Here is a 14,770-nt window from a genome sequence, read left to right on the forward strand (position 1 = left end):
GGGCCTATCGCTCCAGTCGCCCGGCGGAGTCGAGCCGGAACACGCCCACTGCGTGCGACAGGCTGCCGGCCTGGTCCTGCAGCGATGCGGCGGCCGCGGCTGCTTCCTCGACCAGCGCAGCGTTCTGCTGCGTCACCTGATCCATCTGCGTGATCGCCTGGTTGATCTGCTCGATGCCCGAGGTCTGCTCCTGGCTCGCAGCGGTGATCTCGCCCATGATGTCCGTCACGCGCTTCACGCTGTCGACGATCTCTTCCATCGTCCTGCCGGCTTCGGCCACCTGCTTGCTGCCCTCTTCGACCTTTTCCACCGAGTCGCCGATCAGCGTCTTGATTTCCTTGGCCGCTGCGGCGGAGCGTTGGGCGAGGCTGCGGACTTCCGAAGCAACGACCGCGAAGCCGCGGCCTTGCTCGCCCGCACGGGCAGCTTCCACCGCTGCGTTCAGCGCCAGGATGTTGGTCTGGAAGGCGATGCCATCGATCACGCCGATGATGTCCACGATCTTGCGCGAGGAGGCGTTGATCGAGCCCATGGTGTCGACCACCTGGCCGACCACGCTGCCGCCGCGTACCGCGACTTCCGAGGCCGACACGGCCAGCTGGTTGGCCTGACGTGCGTTGTCCGCGTTCTGCTTCACCGTGCTGGTGAGTTCTTCCATCGACGCAGCCGTCTGCTCCAGCGAGCTGGCCTGCTCTTCGGTGCGCGACGACAGATCTTGGTTGCCCGTTGCGATCTCGCTCGATGCGGTCGCGATCGTGTCCGTGCCCGTGCGCACTTCGCCGACCACCTTCGCCAGGCTGTCGTTCATGTTCTTGAGCGCCTGCAGCAGCTGGCCCGTCTCGTCGCGGCTGTCCACTTCGATGCGGCTGCTCAGGTCGCCAGCGGCCACCGTCTCCGCGACCTTCACGGCCTGTCCGAGGGGGCGAACGATGCCGACCGTCAGCCGCCACGCGGCAAGGGCGCCGACCAGCAGCGCGATGGCGGACAGCACCATCATCGTCAGGTGGCCAGCATCATGGTCCTTGGCAATCCCCTTCGCCGCGAGGTCGATCTGCTCGTGCTCATGCACCGCGAGACTGTCGACGGCCTTCTCATAGTTCGCCAGCGCCGCGAGGAACTGGTTGTCGGCCAGCTTGTTGGCAGCCTCCGTGTCGCCGGCCGCCTTGAACTTGTTGAGCGAGGCCAGCAATTCGAGCACCACGCGGCGTGCTTCGGCGACGTCGCCGTAGAGCTTCTTCTCCTCCGGCGATGTCAGCAGCTCCTCGAGCTTCTTCTGCAGCGGATTGATCAGCGCCTGCCCGGCGCCGAGATCTTTCTTGAAATAGGCTTCGGTCGCGCCGTCGGTGGCCTTGACCATGGCGAAGGTGCGCACGATGTTCGCTGCCAGCAGCTTGGACCACTCGCCGACCATCCGCTCCTTGACCAGGGGACCCGAAACCATCTCCTCCGTGGCATTGCCGACGTTGCTCAACCGGCTCATCCCGGTCGCCGAGATGAAACCCATGAGCACCAGCATGGCGGCAAAGCCAACGCCCAGGCGCGTGCCGATCTTCAGATCCTTGAAACTCATCTCACTCTTTCTACGATGGGTGGAACCCGAAGCGCACTGCTGGCTTCGGTCGCTCCTCTATATCGGCTGCAACCGGCAAAAGTTGAGGCCGTGCGCTTTCGCGAGTCCTAGAGCCTGAAGACGCTCACGACCTGGGAGAGGCCGCCCGCCTGCTCCTGCAGCGATTGCGCCGCAGCCGAGGCTTCTTCCACCAGGGCCGCGTTCTGCTGCGTCACCTGATCCATCTGCGTGATCGCCTGGTTGATCTGCTCGATGCCCGAGGTCTGCTCCTGGCTCGCAGCGGTGATCTCGCCCATGATGTCCGTCACCCGCTTCACGCTGTCGACGATCTCTTCCATCGTCCTGCCGGCTTCGGCCACCTGCTTGCTGCCCTCTTCGACCTTTTCCACCGAGTCGCCGATCAGCGTCTTGATTTCCTTGGCCGCTGCGGCGGAGCGTTGGGCGAGGCTGCGGACTTCCGAAGCAACGACCGCGAAGCCGCGGCCTTGCTCGCCCGCACGGGCAGCTTCCACCGCTGCGTTCAACGCCAGGATGTTGGTCTGGAAGGCGATGCCGTCGATCACGCCGATGATGTCCACGATCTTGCGCGAGGAGGCGTTGATCGAGCCCATGGTGTCGACCACCTGGCCGACCACGCTGCCGCCACGCACCGCCACTTCGGAGGCCGACACGGCCAGCTGATTGGCCTGGCGTGCGTTGTCCGCGTTCTGCTTCACCGTGCTCGTGAGTTCTTCCATCGACGCAGCCGTCTGCTCCAGCGAGCTGGCCTGCTCTTCGGTGCGCGACGACAGGTCCTGGTTGCCCGTCGCGATCTCGCTCGATGCGGTCGCGATCGTGTCCGTGCCCGTGCGCACTTCGCCCACGATCTTGACCAGGCTGTCGTTCATCTCCTTGAGCGCGTGCATCAACTGGCCCGTCTCGTCCTTGGAGCGGACTTCGATGCGCGAGGAGATGTCGCCAGCGGCGACGGTCTCGGCCACCTTGACCGCTTGCGCGATCGGGCCGGTGATCGAACGCGTGGTGAACCACGCGATGGCAGCACCCATGAGGAGCGCCAGGGCGCCGAGGCCGATCATGAGATTGCGCGCTCGGGTGTATTCGGCGTTGGCCTGCTCCTTGGCCCTCTGGGAAAGCCGGGTCTCGTGCTGCACCATCTCGTCCAGCGCCACCACGATAGCCTGAACCGATGGAGTGAACTTCTTCATCAGGAGTTCGGTCGCTTCATCGTTCTTGTTCTGCAGGGCGAGTTCGAGCAACCGGGCGTTGATGGGCGTCGCGACGGCCAGCGCGTCTTCGACCTTGGCCAGGAGCGCCTTGCCCTCGGGGCTGACGACCAGCTTGCCGAGCTGCGTCCTGGCTTCGGTGTAGCGCTCGCGGGCCGCGGCGATCTTCTGCATTTCCTCGCGCATGGCCGCTTCGTCGGTCAGCAGCACCAGGTGGCTCGCGAGGTTCGCCATGTCGCGGATGGAATCCAGCATCTTGTTCGCCGTGGCAACCTTGACGTTGTTGCTGCTGACGATGCCATTGAGATGCGTCTGGATGCTGGACATGGACGTCAGGCCCAGGCCCATGATGAAAGCCAGGAACAGGAGCACTGCGGCAAAGCCCAGTGCCAGGCGGGTGCCGATCTTGAGGTTGGAAATGAAGTTCATGGTTGGGACGATGTCGTTCTGAAATGCGGTCTAGAACTCGGTCCAGTCGCCGGCGCTGGCGCTGGCCGTGGCCACCTTGGGCGCGGCCACTTCTTTCGGTCGAGGTGTCGTGGCGGGCGGCTTCGCCCCCGCTTTCCGCGCCGCGACGGCAACCGGTGCCGGACGCCCAGGGACATGCAAAGGGCCTGCACCGTCGTCGTCATCGAGCTTGAAGGTGCCGACGATCTGCGACAGGCCACCCGCCTGCTCCTGCAGCGATGCGGCGGCAGCGGCGGCTTCCTCCACCAGCGCAGCGTTCTGCTGCGTCACCTGGTCCATCTGCGTGATCGCCTGGTTGATCTGCTCGATGCCCGAGGTCTGCTCCTGGCTCGCAGCGGTGATCTCGCCCATGATGTCCGTCACCCGCTTCACGCTGCCGACGATCTCTTCCATCGTCTTTCCCGCTTCGCCCACCAGCACGCTGCCCACGTCCACCTTGCCCACCGAGTCGTCGATCAGGCCCTTGATTTCCTTGGCCGCCGCCGCCGAGCGCTGCGCCAGGTTGCGCACCTCGGCCGCCACCACCGCGAAGCCCCTGCCCTGCTCGCCCGCACGGGCTGCTTCCACCGCCGCATTCAGCGCCAGGATGTTGGTCTGGAAGGCGATGCCATCGATCACACCGATGATGTCCACGATCTTCTTCGACGACGCATTGATCGAGGCCATGGTGTCCACCACCTGGCTGACCACGCTGCCGCCCTTGACCGCCACCTCGGAGGCCGAGGCCGCCAGCTGGTTGGCCTGACGTGCGTTGTCCGCGTTCTGCTTCACCGTGCTGGTGAGTTCTTCCATCGACGCAGCCGTCTGCTCCAGCGAGCTGGCCTGCTCTTCGGTGCGCGACGACAGGTCCTGGTTGCCCGCCGCGATTTCCTTCGACGCCACAACGATCGAATCGGTCGCAGTCTTGATCCGGCTCACCAGATCAGTGAGCGTGTCTTCCATTTCGCCCATGCCGCGCAGCAGCCGGCCGAAGTCGCCGCCGCGCTGGGTCTCGAACTCCTTGCTGAGGTCGCCCGAGGCGACGGTCTCGGCGATGAGCAGTGCCTCGTCGATCGGCTCGACGATGCTGCGCGTCAGCCGCCATGCCAGCGCCGCACCGAGCGCGATCGCAAGCACGGCCAGGATGATCACGTTGGTACGGCCCGAGCGGTAGAGCTCGTCGATCGCCGTGGCCGACTTGTCGATCTGCGCCTGCTGGTGGCTCAGCATGGCGCGGATGCTCGCGTCGTAGCTCTCCAGGGTAGACAGCAGCTTCTCTCCGCTGAGCCGCGTGGCTTCGGCGAGATTGCCTTCGGCCTTGAGCTTGAGGATCGCCGTGCGAAGCTCGACGTACTCGGCGCGCTTCTTCTTGATGTCGGCACTCAGTGCAAGCTCTTCGGGCGATGCGAGCACTTCTTCGAGCTTCTTCTGCGCCTCCGAGATGGCGGCGCTGGTCTTGCTCATGTTCTTCTGCAGGAACTCCTGGACCTCGGGGTCGTTGCTCTTGAGCAATGCATAAGTGCGCACGCTGTTGGTACTGGTGGAGAGCAGCCAGTTAGCGGCCAGGCGCTCCTTCTCCAGCGATCCCCGAGCCAGCTCGTGCGTGGCTTCGCCCACGCCTTGCAGCCGTGCCACGCCGACGCCCGCGATGACGGCCACGAGGGCCAGAACCAACGCAAAGCCGCCACCCAGGCGGGTACCAATCTTCCAGTCCTTCATCGCTTCTCCAAGTCCGTCTGTTGTGTCCGTTATTTGTGTGTGCCGCCGGAGAAGGTCCGTCAGGCGGCCATCTTCTCGATCAGGCCCATGTCCTCGCTGGACATCAGGCGGTCGATGTCCACCAGGATCAGCATCCGCTCGTCCAGCGTGCCCAGCCCGATCAGGTAGTCCGTGTCCAGCACTGAGCCCATCTCCGGCGCCGGCTTGATCTGCTCGGCCGACAGCGTGATCACGTCCGACACGCTGTCCACCACCATCCCCACCACCCGACCGCCGATGTTCAGCACGATCACCACCGTGAACTGGTCGTAGCTCGGCGTGCCCAGCGCAAACTTGATGCGCATGTCGATGATCGGGACGATGATCCCCCGCAGGTTCACCACCCCCTTGATGTAGTCCGGCGCGTTCGCGATCCGCGTCACCGCGTCGTAGCCGCGAAGCTCCTGCACCTTCTGGATGTCGATGCCGTATTCCTCCTCGCCCAGCGTGAAGGTGACCACCTCCAGCCGGTTGGCGTTCGCGAGGGCCGCGGAGGCAGCACCGCCCGCGTGTTGATGAAGGCTTTTGATTTCTGCCATGGGAGTCCTTTGCGTGGGCTGGGGGTTCGGGTAGGGGGGCGGCCGGCCGGGTCGCCGGTCAGCCGAACTTCTGCATGATGCGAACGAGCTTGTGCCCGTACTGCGGATCGGTCGCGTAGCCGGCGCGCTGCAGTCCGTGCGCGGCCTCGGTCGGGTCGTCGGTGGCCAGCACGTTGGCGTAGCGCGGGTTGCGCGTCATGAAGCGCGCGTAGTCGGTGAAGGCCTCGTCGTAGGAGGCGTAGGCCCTGAACTTGGCGCGAATGCGCTGCGGCTCGCCGTCAACGTATTCGGTGGTGGTGGTCTCGACCACCGGGCCCTGCCAGCTGCGGTCGGCCTTGATGCCGAAGAGGTTGAAGCTCTGCGTGCCGTCGTCCGCGCGGATCTCGCGTTTGCCCCAGCCGGATTCGAGCGCAGCCTGCGCCAGGATCAGTGGCGCGGGGACGCCGCTCGCATTGCTCGCCGCCTGGGCCGATGCGCCCATGCGGTTGACGAACTGGTCGACGTGGCTCTGCAGGTTCGATGCGGCGTTCGATCCGTTGCGGTCGTTGTTGACCTGATAGAGGCTCAGGTCGGCCCGCGCGGCCGATGAAGACGGCGCGGTCTGCGAGGGCTGCGAAGGCGACGAGCCGAGCGGAATGCCCGATTGCGCATGCAGCGGCAAGCCGCCGCGCGGCAGCAGCGACATCGCGGCCGGCTCCGCGCCGTCGTCGGAAACACCCGCCGCGATGCTGCGCTGGAGCTGCGCCAGCATCGCCTCGGCCAGACCCACGCCGCGCCCCGAGAGGCTCTGCGTGAGCTGCTGGTCGAGCATCGAGGTGTAGATCTTCTCGTTCTGGGTGTCGAGCAGGCCGCTGGATGGCGAGGCCTCGCGCATGCTCTTGAGCACCATGCTCATGAACAGCGCCTCGAACTGCCGCGAGACCTGCTTCAGTCCCTCCTCGGGCGACGTGCGGACAGTGCGCCGCAGCGCATCGACCCCCTGCACATCGAGCGCGAAGCGCTGGTCCAGCGCGCCGGTGCGGCTCGCCGCATCGGCGCCGGTCCATTGGTTGGCTGCGGAGATCGCCATGGCGGCCTCAGATGATCTCGAGCTCGGCGCGCAGGGCACCGGCCGACTTCATGGCTTGCAGGATGGACACCAGGTCCTGCGGATTGGCGCCCAGGCTGTTCAGCCCCTTGATCACGTCCGAGAGCGAAGCGCCGCCGCGCACCATCTGCAGCGCGCCACCGGCCTGGTTGACCGAGATCTCCGAGGTCTGCGTGGCCACCGTCCTGCCACCCGCGAACGGTCCCGGCTGGCTGATCACCGGGTCGGTGTTGATGACGACCGACAGGTTGCCGTGCGCGACGGCGCAGTCCTCCACCCGCACGGCCTGGTTCATCACCACGGAGCCGGTGCGCGCATTGACGACCACCCGGGCCGCCGCCTGCGTCGGCGTGACTTCCAGGCTCTCGAGACGCGCGAGGAAGCCGACCCGCGCCTGGGGCGACTCTGGCGCGCGCACGCGGATCACGCGGGCATCGACCGCATCGGCGATACCCGAGCCGAACTGGCGGTTGATGGCATCGACTGTCTTCTGGGCTGTGCCGAAGTCGGAGCGCACCAGCTCCAGCGTGAACATGCCCTCGCCGCCGACAGAGGCCTCGACCACCCGCTCGACGATGGCCCCGGCGGGAATCCGCCCGGAGCTGAGCTGGTTGATCTGGACCTTGCTCCCGTTGGCGGACGCACCCGCGCCGCCCACGACCATGTTGCCTTGCGCGATGGCGTACACCGCGCCGTCGACACCCTTGAGCGGCGTCATCAGAAGTGTGCCGCCGCGCAGGCTCTTGGCATTGCCCATGGACGACACCGTCACGTCGATGCTCTGCCCCGGCCGTGCGAACGAAGGCAGCGTGGCCGTGACCATCACCGCCGCCACGTTCTTGAGCTGCATGTTCACGCCCTGCGGGATCGTGATGCCGAGCTGCTGCAGCATGTTGTTCAGGCTCTGCGTCGTGAACGGCGTCTGCATCGTCTGGTCGCCGGTGCCGTCCAGCCCTACCATCAGCCCGTAGCCGATCAGCGGGTTGTCGCGCATGCCCTGGATCGTGGCAAGCTCCTTCAGCCGCTCCGCATGCGCAGGAGGGAACAGAGCAACAGAACAAGCGACAGCAAGCCCAAGACGAACAAGGGCGTTGAAAGGCCGCTTCCAGAAATGCCGTGGAGCCGGCTTTGCCGGTCCACAGGCATTGCCCCCTGCAAGGGGGTTGGCGTAGCGACACGAAGTGCGCGAAGACTGGGGGTTCATATCTAGAAGGGCATCACGTTGAGGAAGAAGCGCTGCAACCAGCCCATGTGTTGCGCTTCGTCGATGTAGCCTTTTGCCGTGTATTCGATGCGTGCATCCGCCACCTGGGTCGACAGCACGGTGTTGTTGCCGGTGACGGTGCGCGGATTCACCACGCCCGAGAAGCGAATGAATTCGGTCCCCTGATTGATGCCCATCTGCTTCTCGCCGCTCACCAGCAGATTGCCGTTGGCGAGCACATCGGTGACCGTGACGGTGATCACGCCATTGAAGTTGTTGGCCGCATTGGCGCCGCCCTTCGCGGTGAGGGCGTTGGTGCCGGACATCTTGGCGTCCTGGTCCCGCAGCAGCCCGCCGAGCACCTTGGGAACGGCCTCGAAGGCGGCGCCCATGCTCCCGTTGCGGCTCGCGTTGGCGCCGGAGTTCTTGCTGGCGTTGAGCTTCTCGCTGATGACGATGGTCAGGATGTCGCCGACGTTGCGCGGCCGGCGGTCCTCGAACAATGCGACATCGCGCCCCGCAGCCTGGAAGATCGCGCCGCTCGCGGACCGCGTCTGCAACGCATCCATCGAATCCGCGCGCGCCGTCATCGGCTGGTGCACCAGCGGATCGCGCGGAAGCTGCGCGCACCCCGTCGCCAGCACGACGATGAACAAGAGCACGAAATGCCGGATGCCAAGAACACCGCGGAACCGGCTCTGCCGGGCCGCTGGTGTTGCCCCCTGCAAGGGGGTTGGCGAAGCGACACGCAGTGCGCGAAGCCTGGGGGTCATCACAACTGCGTCAGACGTTGCAGCATCTGGTCGGACGTCTGGACCGCCTTGCTGTTGATCTCGTACGCGCGCTGCGTGGCGATCATGTTGACCAGCTCTTCCACCACGTTGACGTTCGACGCTTCGGTGTAGCCCTGGCTCAGGATGCCGGCGCCGTCGACGCCGGGGTTCACCAGGTTCGGTGCGCCGGACGAATCGGTCTCGGTGTAGAGGTTCTCGCCCATGCTCTGCAGGCCGGTCGGATTGAGGAAGGTGGCGAGCTGGAGCTGGCCGACCTGCACGGTCGCGGTGCTGCCCGCCTGCGTGACCGACACGATGCCGTCGCGGCCCACCGTGAGGCTGGTGGCGTTCTGCGGGATGGTGATCGCCGGCTGGATGGGGAAGCCGCTCGCGGTGACGAGCTGTCCGTCGCGGTCGGTCTGGAAGGAGCCGTCGCGCGAGTACGAGGTCGTGCCGTCCGGCATCAGCACCTGGAAGAAGCCGGCGCCGTTGATCGCGACGTCCTTCGGGTTGTCCGTCTTGGTCATGTTGCCTTGGGAGTGCATGCGCTCGGTGGCGACCACGCGCACGCCGGTGCCGACCTGCAGGCCCGAAGGCAGGCGCGTCTGGTCGGAGGTCTGGCCGCCGACCTGGCGCAGGTTCTGGTACATCAGGTCCTCGAACACGGCGCGGCTCTTCTTGAAGCCGGTGGTGCCGACGTTGGCGAGGTTGTTGGACACCACGTCGAGTTGCGTCTGCTGGGCTTCGAGGCCGGTCTTGGCGACGTAGAGGGAACGAATCATTGAATTACTCCTGCGGGGGTTGCGGGCTGGGCTCGGCTTCAGCCGTAGGCCAGCAGCTTGTTGGCCGACTGCGCATTGGTGTCGGCGGTCGTGATCGACTTCATCTGCATCTCGAAGCTGCGGCCGTTGGCGATCATGGCGACCATGGCTTCGACCGGATTGACGTTGCTGCCTTCGACCACGCCGGGCGCGACGATCACGGCCGGGTCCGCTTCCGCCGGCGGCAGGCCTTCGCGCATGCGGAAGAGTCCGTCGTCGCCACGCACGAGATCGGCGGTGGGTGGGTTGACGAGCTTCAGGCGGCCGACCTGGGCCACGCCGGTGGCCGGATCGCCAGGGCCGCGCGCGGCGATGGAGCCGTCGGATGCGATCGTGACGGTGGACCCGGGCGGGATCACCAGGGCGCCGGCATCGCCGACGACCGGGCGTGCGCCCATGGTCATCACCTGTCCGTCGGCTCCCACCTGCAGGTTGCCGACGCGCGTGTAGGCTTCGCCGCCGCCGGGGGTCTGCACCACGAACCAGCCCTCGCCGCGCACCGCGACGTCGAGTTCGCGGCCGGTTTCAGTCAACGGCCCATGCGTGAAATCGGCGCCGGGCGTGGTGGCCGCCACGAAGGCGCGCGTCGGCGATTCCTCGCCCACCACGGGCACGGCGCGGAAGTTGTTGATCTGCGCGCGGAAGCCCGGCGTCGAGACGTTCGCCATGTTGTTGGCGACCGAGGCCTGCTGTTCCATGGCCTGCTTGGCGCCGCTCATGGCGACATACAACATTCGATCCACTGGTTGCTCCTGGAAATGAGGGACTGCTGCGTGTGTTCAGGCGCGCGGGTCAGCGAATGTTCATCAGCGTCTGCATGACCTGGTCCTGCGTCTTCACGGTCTGCGCATTGGCCTGGTAGTTGCGCTGCGCGACGATGAGGTTGACGAGTTCGGAGGTCAGGTCGACGTTGGAGGATTCGAGCGCGCCGGATTCGAGCGAGCCGAGCTTGGTGCCCTCGCCCGGCGTGCCGGTGAGGGCTTGGCCGGAGGCCAGCGTCTCGGCCCACATGTTCTCGCCCTTGGGCTCCAGGCCGTTGGGGTTGGCGAAGGACGACAGCACGATCTGTCCGAGCAACTGGGTCTGTTCGTTGGAGAACTTGCCGGTGATGGTGCCGTCGGGGTTGATCGAGTAGGAGGTCAGTTCGCCGGAGGTGTAGCCGTCCTGCGAGAGCGCCCGCATGCCGTTGGTGGCGCCGCGCTGGGTCGTGCCCGAGAGGTCGACCGTCATGGTGGCTGTCGCGGCACCGGTCGTGTAGGTCTGCACCGGCAGCGCGATCGAGCCGCCTGCCGGCGCCGTGAGGTTGCCGTTGGTGTCGAAGGTCAGCGTCGAGAGTGCGGCGCCACCGCTCATGGGCGCGCCATCCATGGTGCCGTAGACGCTCCAAGTGTTGGCGGGCGTCGGGGACTTCACGAAGTACACCGCGAGGTCGTGCGGATTGCCCAGCGAGTCGTACACGGGCCCGACGGCGTTGGAATAGTTGAACGTATCGGAGTCGGTGGCGTTGAAGGGCGTCTTGGTCGGAACGGCTTCACGCGAATCGAGGTTGAACTCGGCCTGGATGCCGACGGTCGCCTTGGGCGCCATGCCGCCGGTCGGGATCTGGATGGCCGTCGGCGTGCCGCCGCTGATGCCGCCGCTGGCGTTGACGCCATAGCCCGTGAGGCGCAGGCCGGAGCCGTTGATGATGTAGCCGTCCTTGTCCTTGGTGAACTGGCCGTTGCGCGAGTACATGACTTCGCCGCTGGCGCTGGTGAGGCGGTAGAAGCCGTCGCCGTTGAGGATGGCGACGTCGAGCGGGCGGCTGCTGGTCTGCGTCACGCCTTGCGTGAAGTTCTGCACCACCCCGGACACCGATGCGCCGAGGCCGACGCGCGAGCCGGCATAGACGTCCTGGAAGGTTGCCGCGGCGGACTTGTAGCCCACGGTGCCCGAGTTGGCGATGTTGTTGCCGATGACGTCGAGATTGGCGGCGGCCACGCCGAGCCCGCTGATGCCTTGGGAGAAACTCATGTTGGATTCCTTGTTTCAGTGCGATGAAAGAACGGCTGCAGCGCCTGGACCGCCGCCGAGGGAGAAGACGGGTTGGGTGTCAGAGGAACATGCGAACGTCGGACAGCGCGATGCTCTGGCCCGATGCCAGCTCGAGCGTGACGCCGCTCGCGCCCTGCTTGACTGCGGCCACCTGGGCGAAGGTGAGCGAGGTCGCCTGCACGGCGGCGCTGCCGTTGGCGGCAGCCACCTTGAACTGGTAGGCGCCCGCGGGCACCACGTTGCCGGCGTCGTCCTTGCCGTCCCAGGTCACGGCATTGACGCCTTCGGTCATGGCGCCGGCATCGATGGTGCGCACGGTCTTGCCGGCGGCGTCGACGATCTTGATCTCCACGTCGCCGGCCGAGCCGGGCAGCTGCACCGCGAAGGCCTGGACCGCCGGGTCCTTGCCGTCCTCGGGCGTGCTCGTGTGGAGGGTGTCGCCGGGCGACAGCACGTTGTAGCCAATGAGCGATGCCGCCTGCAGCACCTGGTTCGAGCCGGTCTGGCTCACCAGGCCCGACAACGTGGCGTTGAGCTTCTCGATGCCGCTCACCGTGCTCATCTGCGCGAGCTGCGAGGTGAGCTCGGCGTTCTCCATCGGATTGAGCGGATCCTGGTTGTTGAGCTGCGTCACCAGCAGCTTGAGGAAGCGCTGCTCGCTGTCCGCGTTCGCGACGCTGGCGGTGCTCGCCGCTGCGCTGGCAGCGTTGGAGCCGGTGATGGAGGAGGTGTCTGCGATGGCCATGAAGGGCTTTCTTGAAAGGGGATTACTGGCCGACGGTCAGCGTCTTGAGCATCAGCGTCTTGGCGGTGTTGAGCACCTCGACGTTGGCCTGGTAGCTGCGCGAGGCCGAGATCATGTTGGTCATCTCTTCGACCACGTTGACGTTGGGCATCGCCACGTAGCCCTCGGCATTGGCGTGCGGGCTCTTGGGGTCGAAGACCATCCTGGCGGGCGAGGAGTCCTCGACGACGCTGGAGACCTTGACGCCGCCGATGTCCTGCTGCCCCGAGGCGGCCACTTCGAAGACGACCTGTTTGGCGCGGTAGGGCTGGCCATCGGGGCCGGCGACGCTCTCGGCATTGGCGAGGTTGCTCGCGGTCACGTTCATGCGCTGCGATTGCGCCGCCATGGCGGAACCCGCCACGCTGAAGATGTTCATGGAAGAGCTGGGGTACGGCATGCGGGTCTCCGGCTGCTTACTGCTGGACCGCCGACAACAGCGTCTTGATCTTGGCGCCGAGCACCGTGAGGTTCGACTCGTAGCGCAGCGCGTTGTCGGCGAAGTTGATGCGCTCGGCATCCATCTCGACCGTGTTGCCGTCAATGCTGGATTGGCTCGGCACGCGATAGAGCAGGTCCTGGTCGGGCATCGCCTTGGCTTCGCCGGCCAGGTGGCGCGACGAGGTGGTGGCCATCGCGAAGGACTGCGACTGCCGCCCCTGTTCCACGGCCTGCGTGAGCCTGCTGTTGAAATCGAAGTCGCGCGCCTTGTAGTTCGGCGTGTCGGCGTGGGCGATATTGGCCGCCAGCACTTCCTGGCGCTGCGCCCTGAGATTGAGTGCTTCGCGATTGAAGCGAAGCGCTGCATCCAGCTTGTCGATCATGTGGTTCCACCATTTGAAGCATCGCGTCCGCACGAGGGCATGGCGACTGATGGAAAGCGAGTCTATGCATGCATCGCTTTTGCAATGGGCCGAACAAAGGGGGTTTTCTCCAGCACTTCGCACCTTCGCCTGGAGGGGTGCCTTCCTAGAATCGACCGCGATGGAACCACGCAATCCCTGGAGTCGCCTTCTGTGCATGGCCCTGCCGACCGTCATGGCAGGCATGGGTGCGGCAACCGCATGGGCCGCTGCGCCGCTGCCCGATGCGGCGCGCTCGGCGATCGACAGGCTGCTGCAGGTGCAGACGGCCGGACTGCCGGGCAAGGCGACGTTCAGCGTCAAGACGTCCGCGTCGACCACCCTTCCTCCCTGCGACGACTTCGAGGCCTTCATGCCGGCCGGGGCCACGCCCTGGGGCCGCGTGTCGGTCGGCTTGCGTTGCCGCGGCGACAAGCCGTGGATGCGATTCGTGCCGGTCCACGTGGCCGTGGAAGGCCGCTACTTCGTCGCCGCGCGCGCGATCGAGGCCGGGGAGACCGTCGGCGCAGGCGACGTCGTCGAGCGCACGGGCGATCTCAGCGCGCTGCCGCGCTCCGTCATCACCGATGCCGCTGCCTTGCAAGGGGTCGTGACGGCCAACCGCGTCGCCGCCGGCGCACCGCTGCGCAAGGAGCTGGTGCGGGGCCTGGTCGTCATCCAGCAGGGCCAGACCGTGCAGCTGGTCGCGCAGGGACAGGGCTTTGTCGTCAGCACCGAGGGCAAGGCCATGACCCGGGCCGAAGTCGGCGCCACCGTGCAAGCCAAGACGCGCGAGGGCCGCATGCTGACGGGCATCGCAGCCGAAAACGGGCAGATCCGGCTGTCGCAGTAGCCCGGACCCGCGATTTGTGACATATAGAGCCTAAAGATCCCGCCCCGCCGGCCGATATACGGGTCAGCCCTTTGAGGAACCATCTTGAAAATTGATCAACCCGCCCCCTCGGCAACGCCCCTCCCCCGCACTTCCAAGGCGGTGACCGCCCCTGCGTCCGGCGCCGAAGCCACGGAGCGCGCCAAGGAGGCAGCACAAGTGTCGGGCCAGATTCATGCCCTGCCTGCCGCACCGGGCGGCAGCGATTTCGACGCGGCACGCGTCGCGGCGATCCGCGAGGACATCCGCGCCGGCCGCTATCAGGTCAACCCAGAGCGCATCGCCAGCGGCCTGCTGGACAGCGTCCGCGATCTGCTCGATTCCAAGAAGAATCCATGAACACCATGCTGCTCTACCTCCACGCGGAGAAATCCTGCGTCGAGGAATTCCTCACGGTCCTGGAAACTGAAGAGCAGGCGATGTCGAATGGCCGCTTCGGCGAACTGGCGTCGATCTCGGAACAGAAGATCCAGTTGCTGGACCGCATCGCCGAACTCGACCGCCAGCGCGAAACCGCACAGGCCGCCCTGGGGTTCGAACCCGGCGCCGCCGGCGCGGACGCCGCGGCGGCCGCAGGTGGCGAAGCGACCCGCCAGGCCTGGACCGCGCTGCTGGAACTTGCCGAACGTGCCCGTGCGCTCAACCTGCGCAACGGCTCGATCGTCTATACGCACCTGGATTTCACGCAGAAGGCGCTGCACTTCCTGCAGTCCAGCGTGCAGTTGTTCTACGGTCCGGACGGCGTTCGCAAGACCTCCAGCAACGGAACGCGACTCGCCATGGGCTGATGGGGTCG

16 protein-coding genes are annotated in these 14,770 nt (G+C 66.2%); 3 read left to right on the forward strand and 13 right to left on the reverse strand.

The genetic code is table 11. The annotated features are described in order from the left end of the window. Positions 1-4 precede the first annotated feature (4 nt). From QTH90_RS09575 to flgB, 13 genes are all read right to left on the reverse strand, one after another. Positions 5-1,570 (reverse strand): methyl-accepting chemotaxis protein, encoded by a 1,566-nt coding sequence (locus tag QTH90_RS09575; RefSeq protein ID WP_286664221.1) that lies wholly within the window; start codon positions 1,568-1,570, stop codon positions 5-7. A 107-nt stretch (positions 1,571-1,677) separates the two neighbouring features. After that, complete coding sequence (locus tag QTH90_RS09580) at positions 1,678-3,222, reverse strand: methyl-accepting chemotaxis protein (RefSeq protein WP_286664222.1); 1,545 nt, start codon at positions 3,220-3,222, stop codon at positions 1,678-1,680. Positions 3,223-3,252: 30 nt separating this feature from the next. Beyond that, on the reverse strand, positions 3,253-4,959 hold the full coding sequence (locus QTH90_RS09585) for a methyl-accepting chemotaxis protein (protein WP_286664223.1): 1,707 nt from the start codon (positions 4,957-4,959) through the stop codon (positions 3,253-3,255). Between the two features lie 59 nt (positions 4,960-5,018). Then, positions 5,019-5,537 carry a chemotaxis protein CheW gene (locus QTH90_RS09590; RefSeq protein WP_286571874.1) on the reverse strand — a complete coding sequence of 173 codons (519 nt, stop codon included), beginning with the start codon at positions 5,535-5,537 and terminating at the stop codon, positions 5,019-5,021. Between the two features lie 58 nt (positions 5,538-5,595). Then, the gene (gene flgJ / locus QTH90_RS09595) at positions 5,596-6,606 is read right to left on the reverse strand and encodes a flagellar assembly peptidoglycan hydrolase FlgJ (protein WP_286664224.1); all 1,011 of its coding nucleotides are present in this window, start codon (positions 6,604-6,606) and stop codon (positions 5,596-5,598) included. A gap of 7 nt (positions 6,607-6,613) precedes the next feature. Next, on the reverse strand, positions 6,614-7,870 hold the full coding sequence (locus tag QTH90_RS09600) for a flagellar basal body P-ring protein FlgI (protein WP_444814715.1): 1,257 nt from the start codon (positions 7,868-7,870) through the stop codon (positions 6,614-6,616). After that, complete coding sequence (locus QTH90_RS09605; protein ID WP_286664225.1) at positions 7,831-8,601, reverse strand: flagellar basal body L-ring protein FlgH; 771 nt, start codon at positions 8,599-8,601, stop codon at positions 7,831-7,833. Before QTH90_RS09605 ends, QTH90_RS09600 begins: the two co-directional genes overlap by 40 nt. Next, positions 8,601-9,383, reverse strand: a complete 783-nt coding sequence (gene flgG, locus QTH90_RS09610) for a flagellar basal-body rod protein FlgG (protein ID WP_286571876.1) — start codon at positions 9,381-9,383, stop codon at positions 8,601-8,603. Before flgG ends, QTH90_RS09605 begins: the two co-directional genes overlap by 1 nt. Before the next feature lie 38 nt (positions 9,384-9,421). Further along, complete coding sequence (locus tag QTH90_RS09615) at positions 9,422-10,165, reverse strand: flagellar basal body rod protein FlgF (RefSeq protein ID WP_286664226.1); 744 nt, start codon at positions 10,163-10,165, stop codon at positions 9,422-9,424. 49 nt (positions 10,166-10,214) lie between these two features. Continuing rightward, the gene (gene flgE / locus QTH90_RS09620; RefSeq protein WP_286664227.1) at positions 10,215-11,435 is read right to left on the reverse strand and encodes a flagellar hook protein FlgE; all 1,221 of its coding nucleotides are present in this window, start codon (positions 11,433-11,435) and stop codon (positions 10,215-10,217) included. Between the two features lie 79 nt (positions 11,436-11,514). Continuing rightward, positions 11,515-12,201, reverse strand: coding sequence for a flagellar hook assembly protein FlgD (locus tag QTH90_RS09625; protein WP_286664228.1), 687 nt, complete (start codon positions 12,199-12,201; stop codon positions 11,515-11,517). A gap of 22 nt (positions 12,202-12,223) precedes the next feature. Then, positions 12,224-12,640, reverse strand: coding sequence for a flagellar basal body rod protein FlgC (flgC, locus tag QTH90_RS09630; protein ID WP_286664229.1), 417 nt, complete (start codon positions 12,638-12,640; stop codon positions 12,224-12,226). A gap of 16 nt (positions 12,641-12,656) precedes the next feature. Further along, entirely contained in the window at positions 12,657-13,064 is a 408-nt protein-coding gene (gene flgB / locus QTH90_RS09635) for a flagellar basal body rod protein FlgB (protein WP_286664230.1), read from the reverse strand. Between the two features lie 160 nt (positions 13,065-13,224). Between flgB and flgA the strand changes: the two genes are divergently transcribed. The 3 genes from flgA to QTH90_RS09650 all read left to right on the forward strand — a co-directional run bounded on the left by flgA (position 13,225) and on the right by QTH90_RS09650 (position 14,762). Next, positions 13,225-13,935 carry a flagellar basal body P-ring formation chaperone FlgA gene (gene flgA, locus QTH90_RS09640; protein ID WP_286664231.1) on the forward strand — a complete coding sequence of 237 codons (711 nt, stop codon included), beginning with the start codon at positions 13,225-13,227 and terminating at the stop codon, positions 13,933-13,935. An 84-nt stretch (positions 13,936-14,019) separates the two neighbouring features. After that, the gene (gene flgM / locus QTH90_RS09645) at positions 14,020-14,313 is read left to right on the forward strand and encodes a flagellar biosynthesis anti-sigma factor FlgM (RefSeq protein ID WP_286664232.1); all 294 of its coding nucleotides are present in this window, start codon (positions 14,020-14,022) and stop codon (positions 14,311-14,313) included. Next, positions 14,310-14,762 (forward strand): flagella synthesis protein FlgN, encoded by a 453-nt coding sequence (locus tag QTH90_RS09650; protein ID WP_286664233.1) that lies wholly within the window; start codon positions 14,310-14,312, stop codon positions 14,760-14,762. The genes flgM and QTH90_RS09650 overlap by 4 nt, the downstream gene beginning before the upstream one ends. Positions 14,763-14,770 lie beyond the last annotated feature (8 nt).

Source organism: Variovorax flavidus (assembly GCF_030317145.1).
Lineage (GTDB): Bacteria > Pseudomonadota > Gammaproteobacteria > Burkholderiales > Burkholderiaceae_C > Variovorax > Variovorax flavidus.

Coding starts and splice junctions, on each gene's coding strand:
- QTH90_RS09585 (WP_286664223.1), bottom strand. CDS start 4,959: ATGAAGGACTGGAAGATTGGTACCCGCCTGGGTGGCGGCTTTGCGTTG.
- QTH90_RS09605 (WP_286664225.1), bottom strand. CDS start 8,601: ATGACCCCCAGGCTTCGCGCACTGCGTGTCGCTTCGCCAACCCCCTTG.
- flgB (WP_286664230.1), bottom strand. CDS start 13,064: ATGATCGACAAGCTGGATGCAGCGCTTCGCTTCAATCGCGAAGCACTC.
- QTH90_RS09625 (WP_286664228.1), bottom strand. CDS start 12,201: ATGGCCATCGCAGACACCTCCTCCATCACCGGCTCCAACGCTGCCAGC.
- QTH90_RS09650 (WP_286664233.1), top strand. CDS start 14,310: ATGAACACCATGCTGCTCTACCTCCACGCGGAGAAATCCTGCGTCGAG.
- QTH90_RS09590 (WP_286571874.1), bottom strand. CDS start 5,537: ATGGCAGAAATCAAAAGCCTTCATCAACACGCGGGCGGTGCTGCCTCC.
- QTH90_RS09580 (WP_286664222.1), bottom strand. CDS start 3,222: ATGAACTTCATTTCCAACCTCAAGATCGGCACCCGCCTGGCACTGGGC.
- flgC (WP_286664229.1), bottom strand. CDS start 12,640: ATGCCGTACCCCAGCTCTTCCATGAACATCTTCAGCGTGGCGGGTTCC.
- flgJ (WP_286664224.1), bottom strand. CDS start 6,606: ATGGCGATCTCCGCAGCCAACCAATGGACCGGCGCCGATGCGGCGAGC.
- flgE (WP_286664227.1), bottom strand. CDS start 11,435: ATGAGTTTCTCCCAAGGCATCAGCGGGCTCGGCGTGGCCGCCGCCAAT.
- flgG (WP_286571876.1), bottom strand. CDS start 9,383: ATGATTCGTTCCCTCTACGTCGCCAAGACCGGCCTCGAAGCCCAGCAG.
- QTH90_RS09575 (WP_286664221.1), bottom strand. CDS start 1,570: ATGAGTTTCAAGGATCTGAAGATCGGCACGCGCCTGGGCGTTGGCTTT.
- flgA (WP_286664231.1), top strand. CDS start 13,225: ATGGAACCACGCAATCCCTGGAGTCGCCTTCTGTGCATGGCCCTGCCG.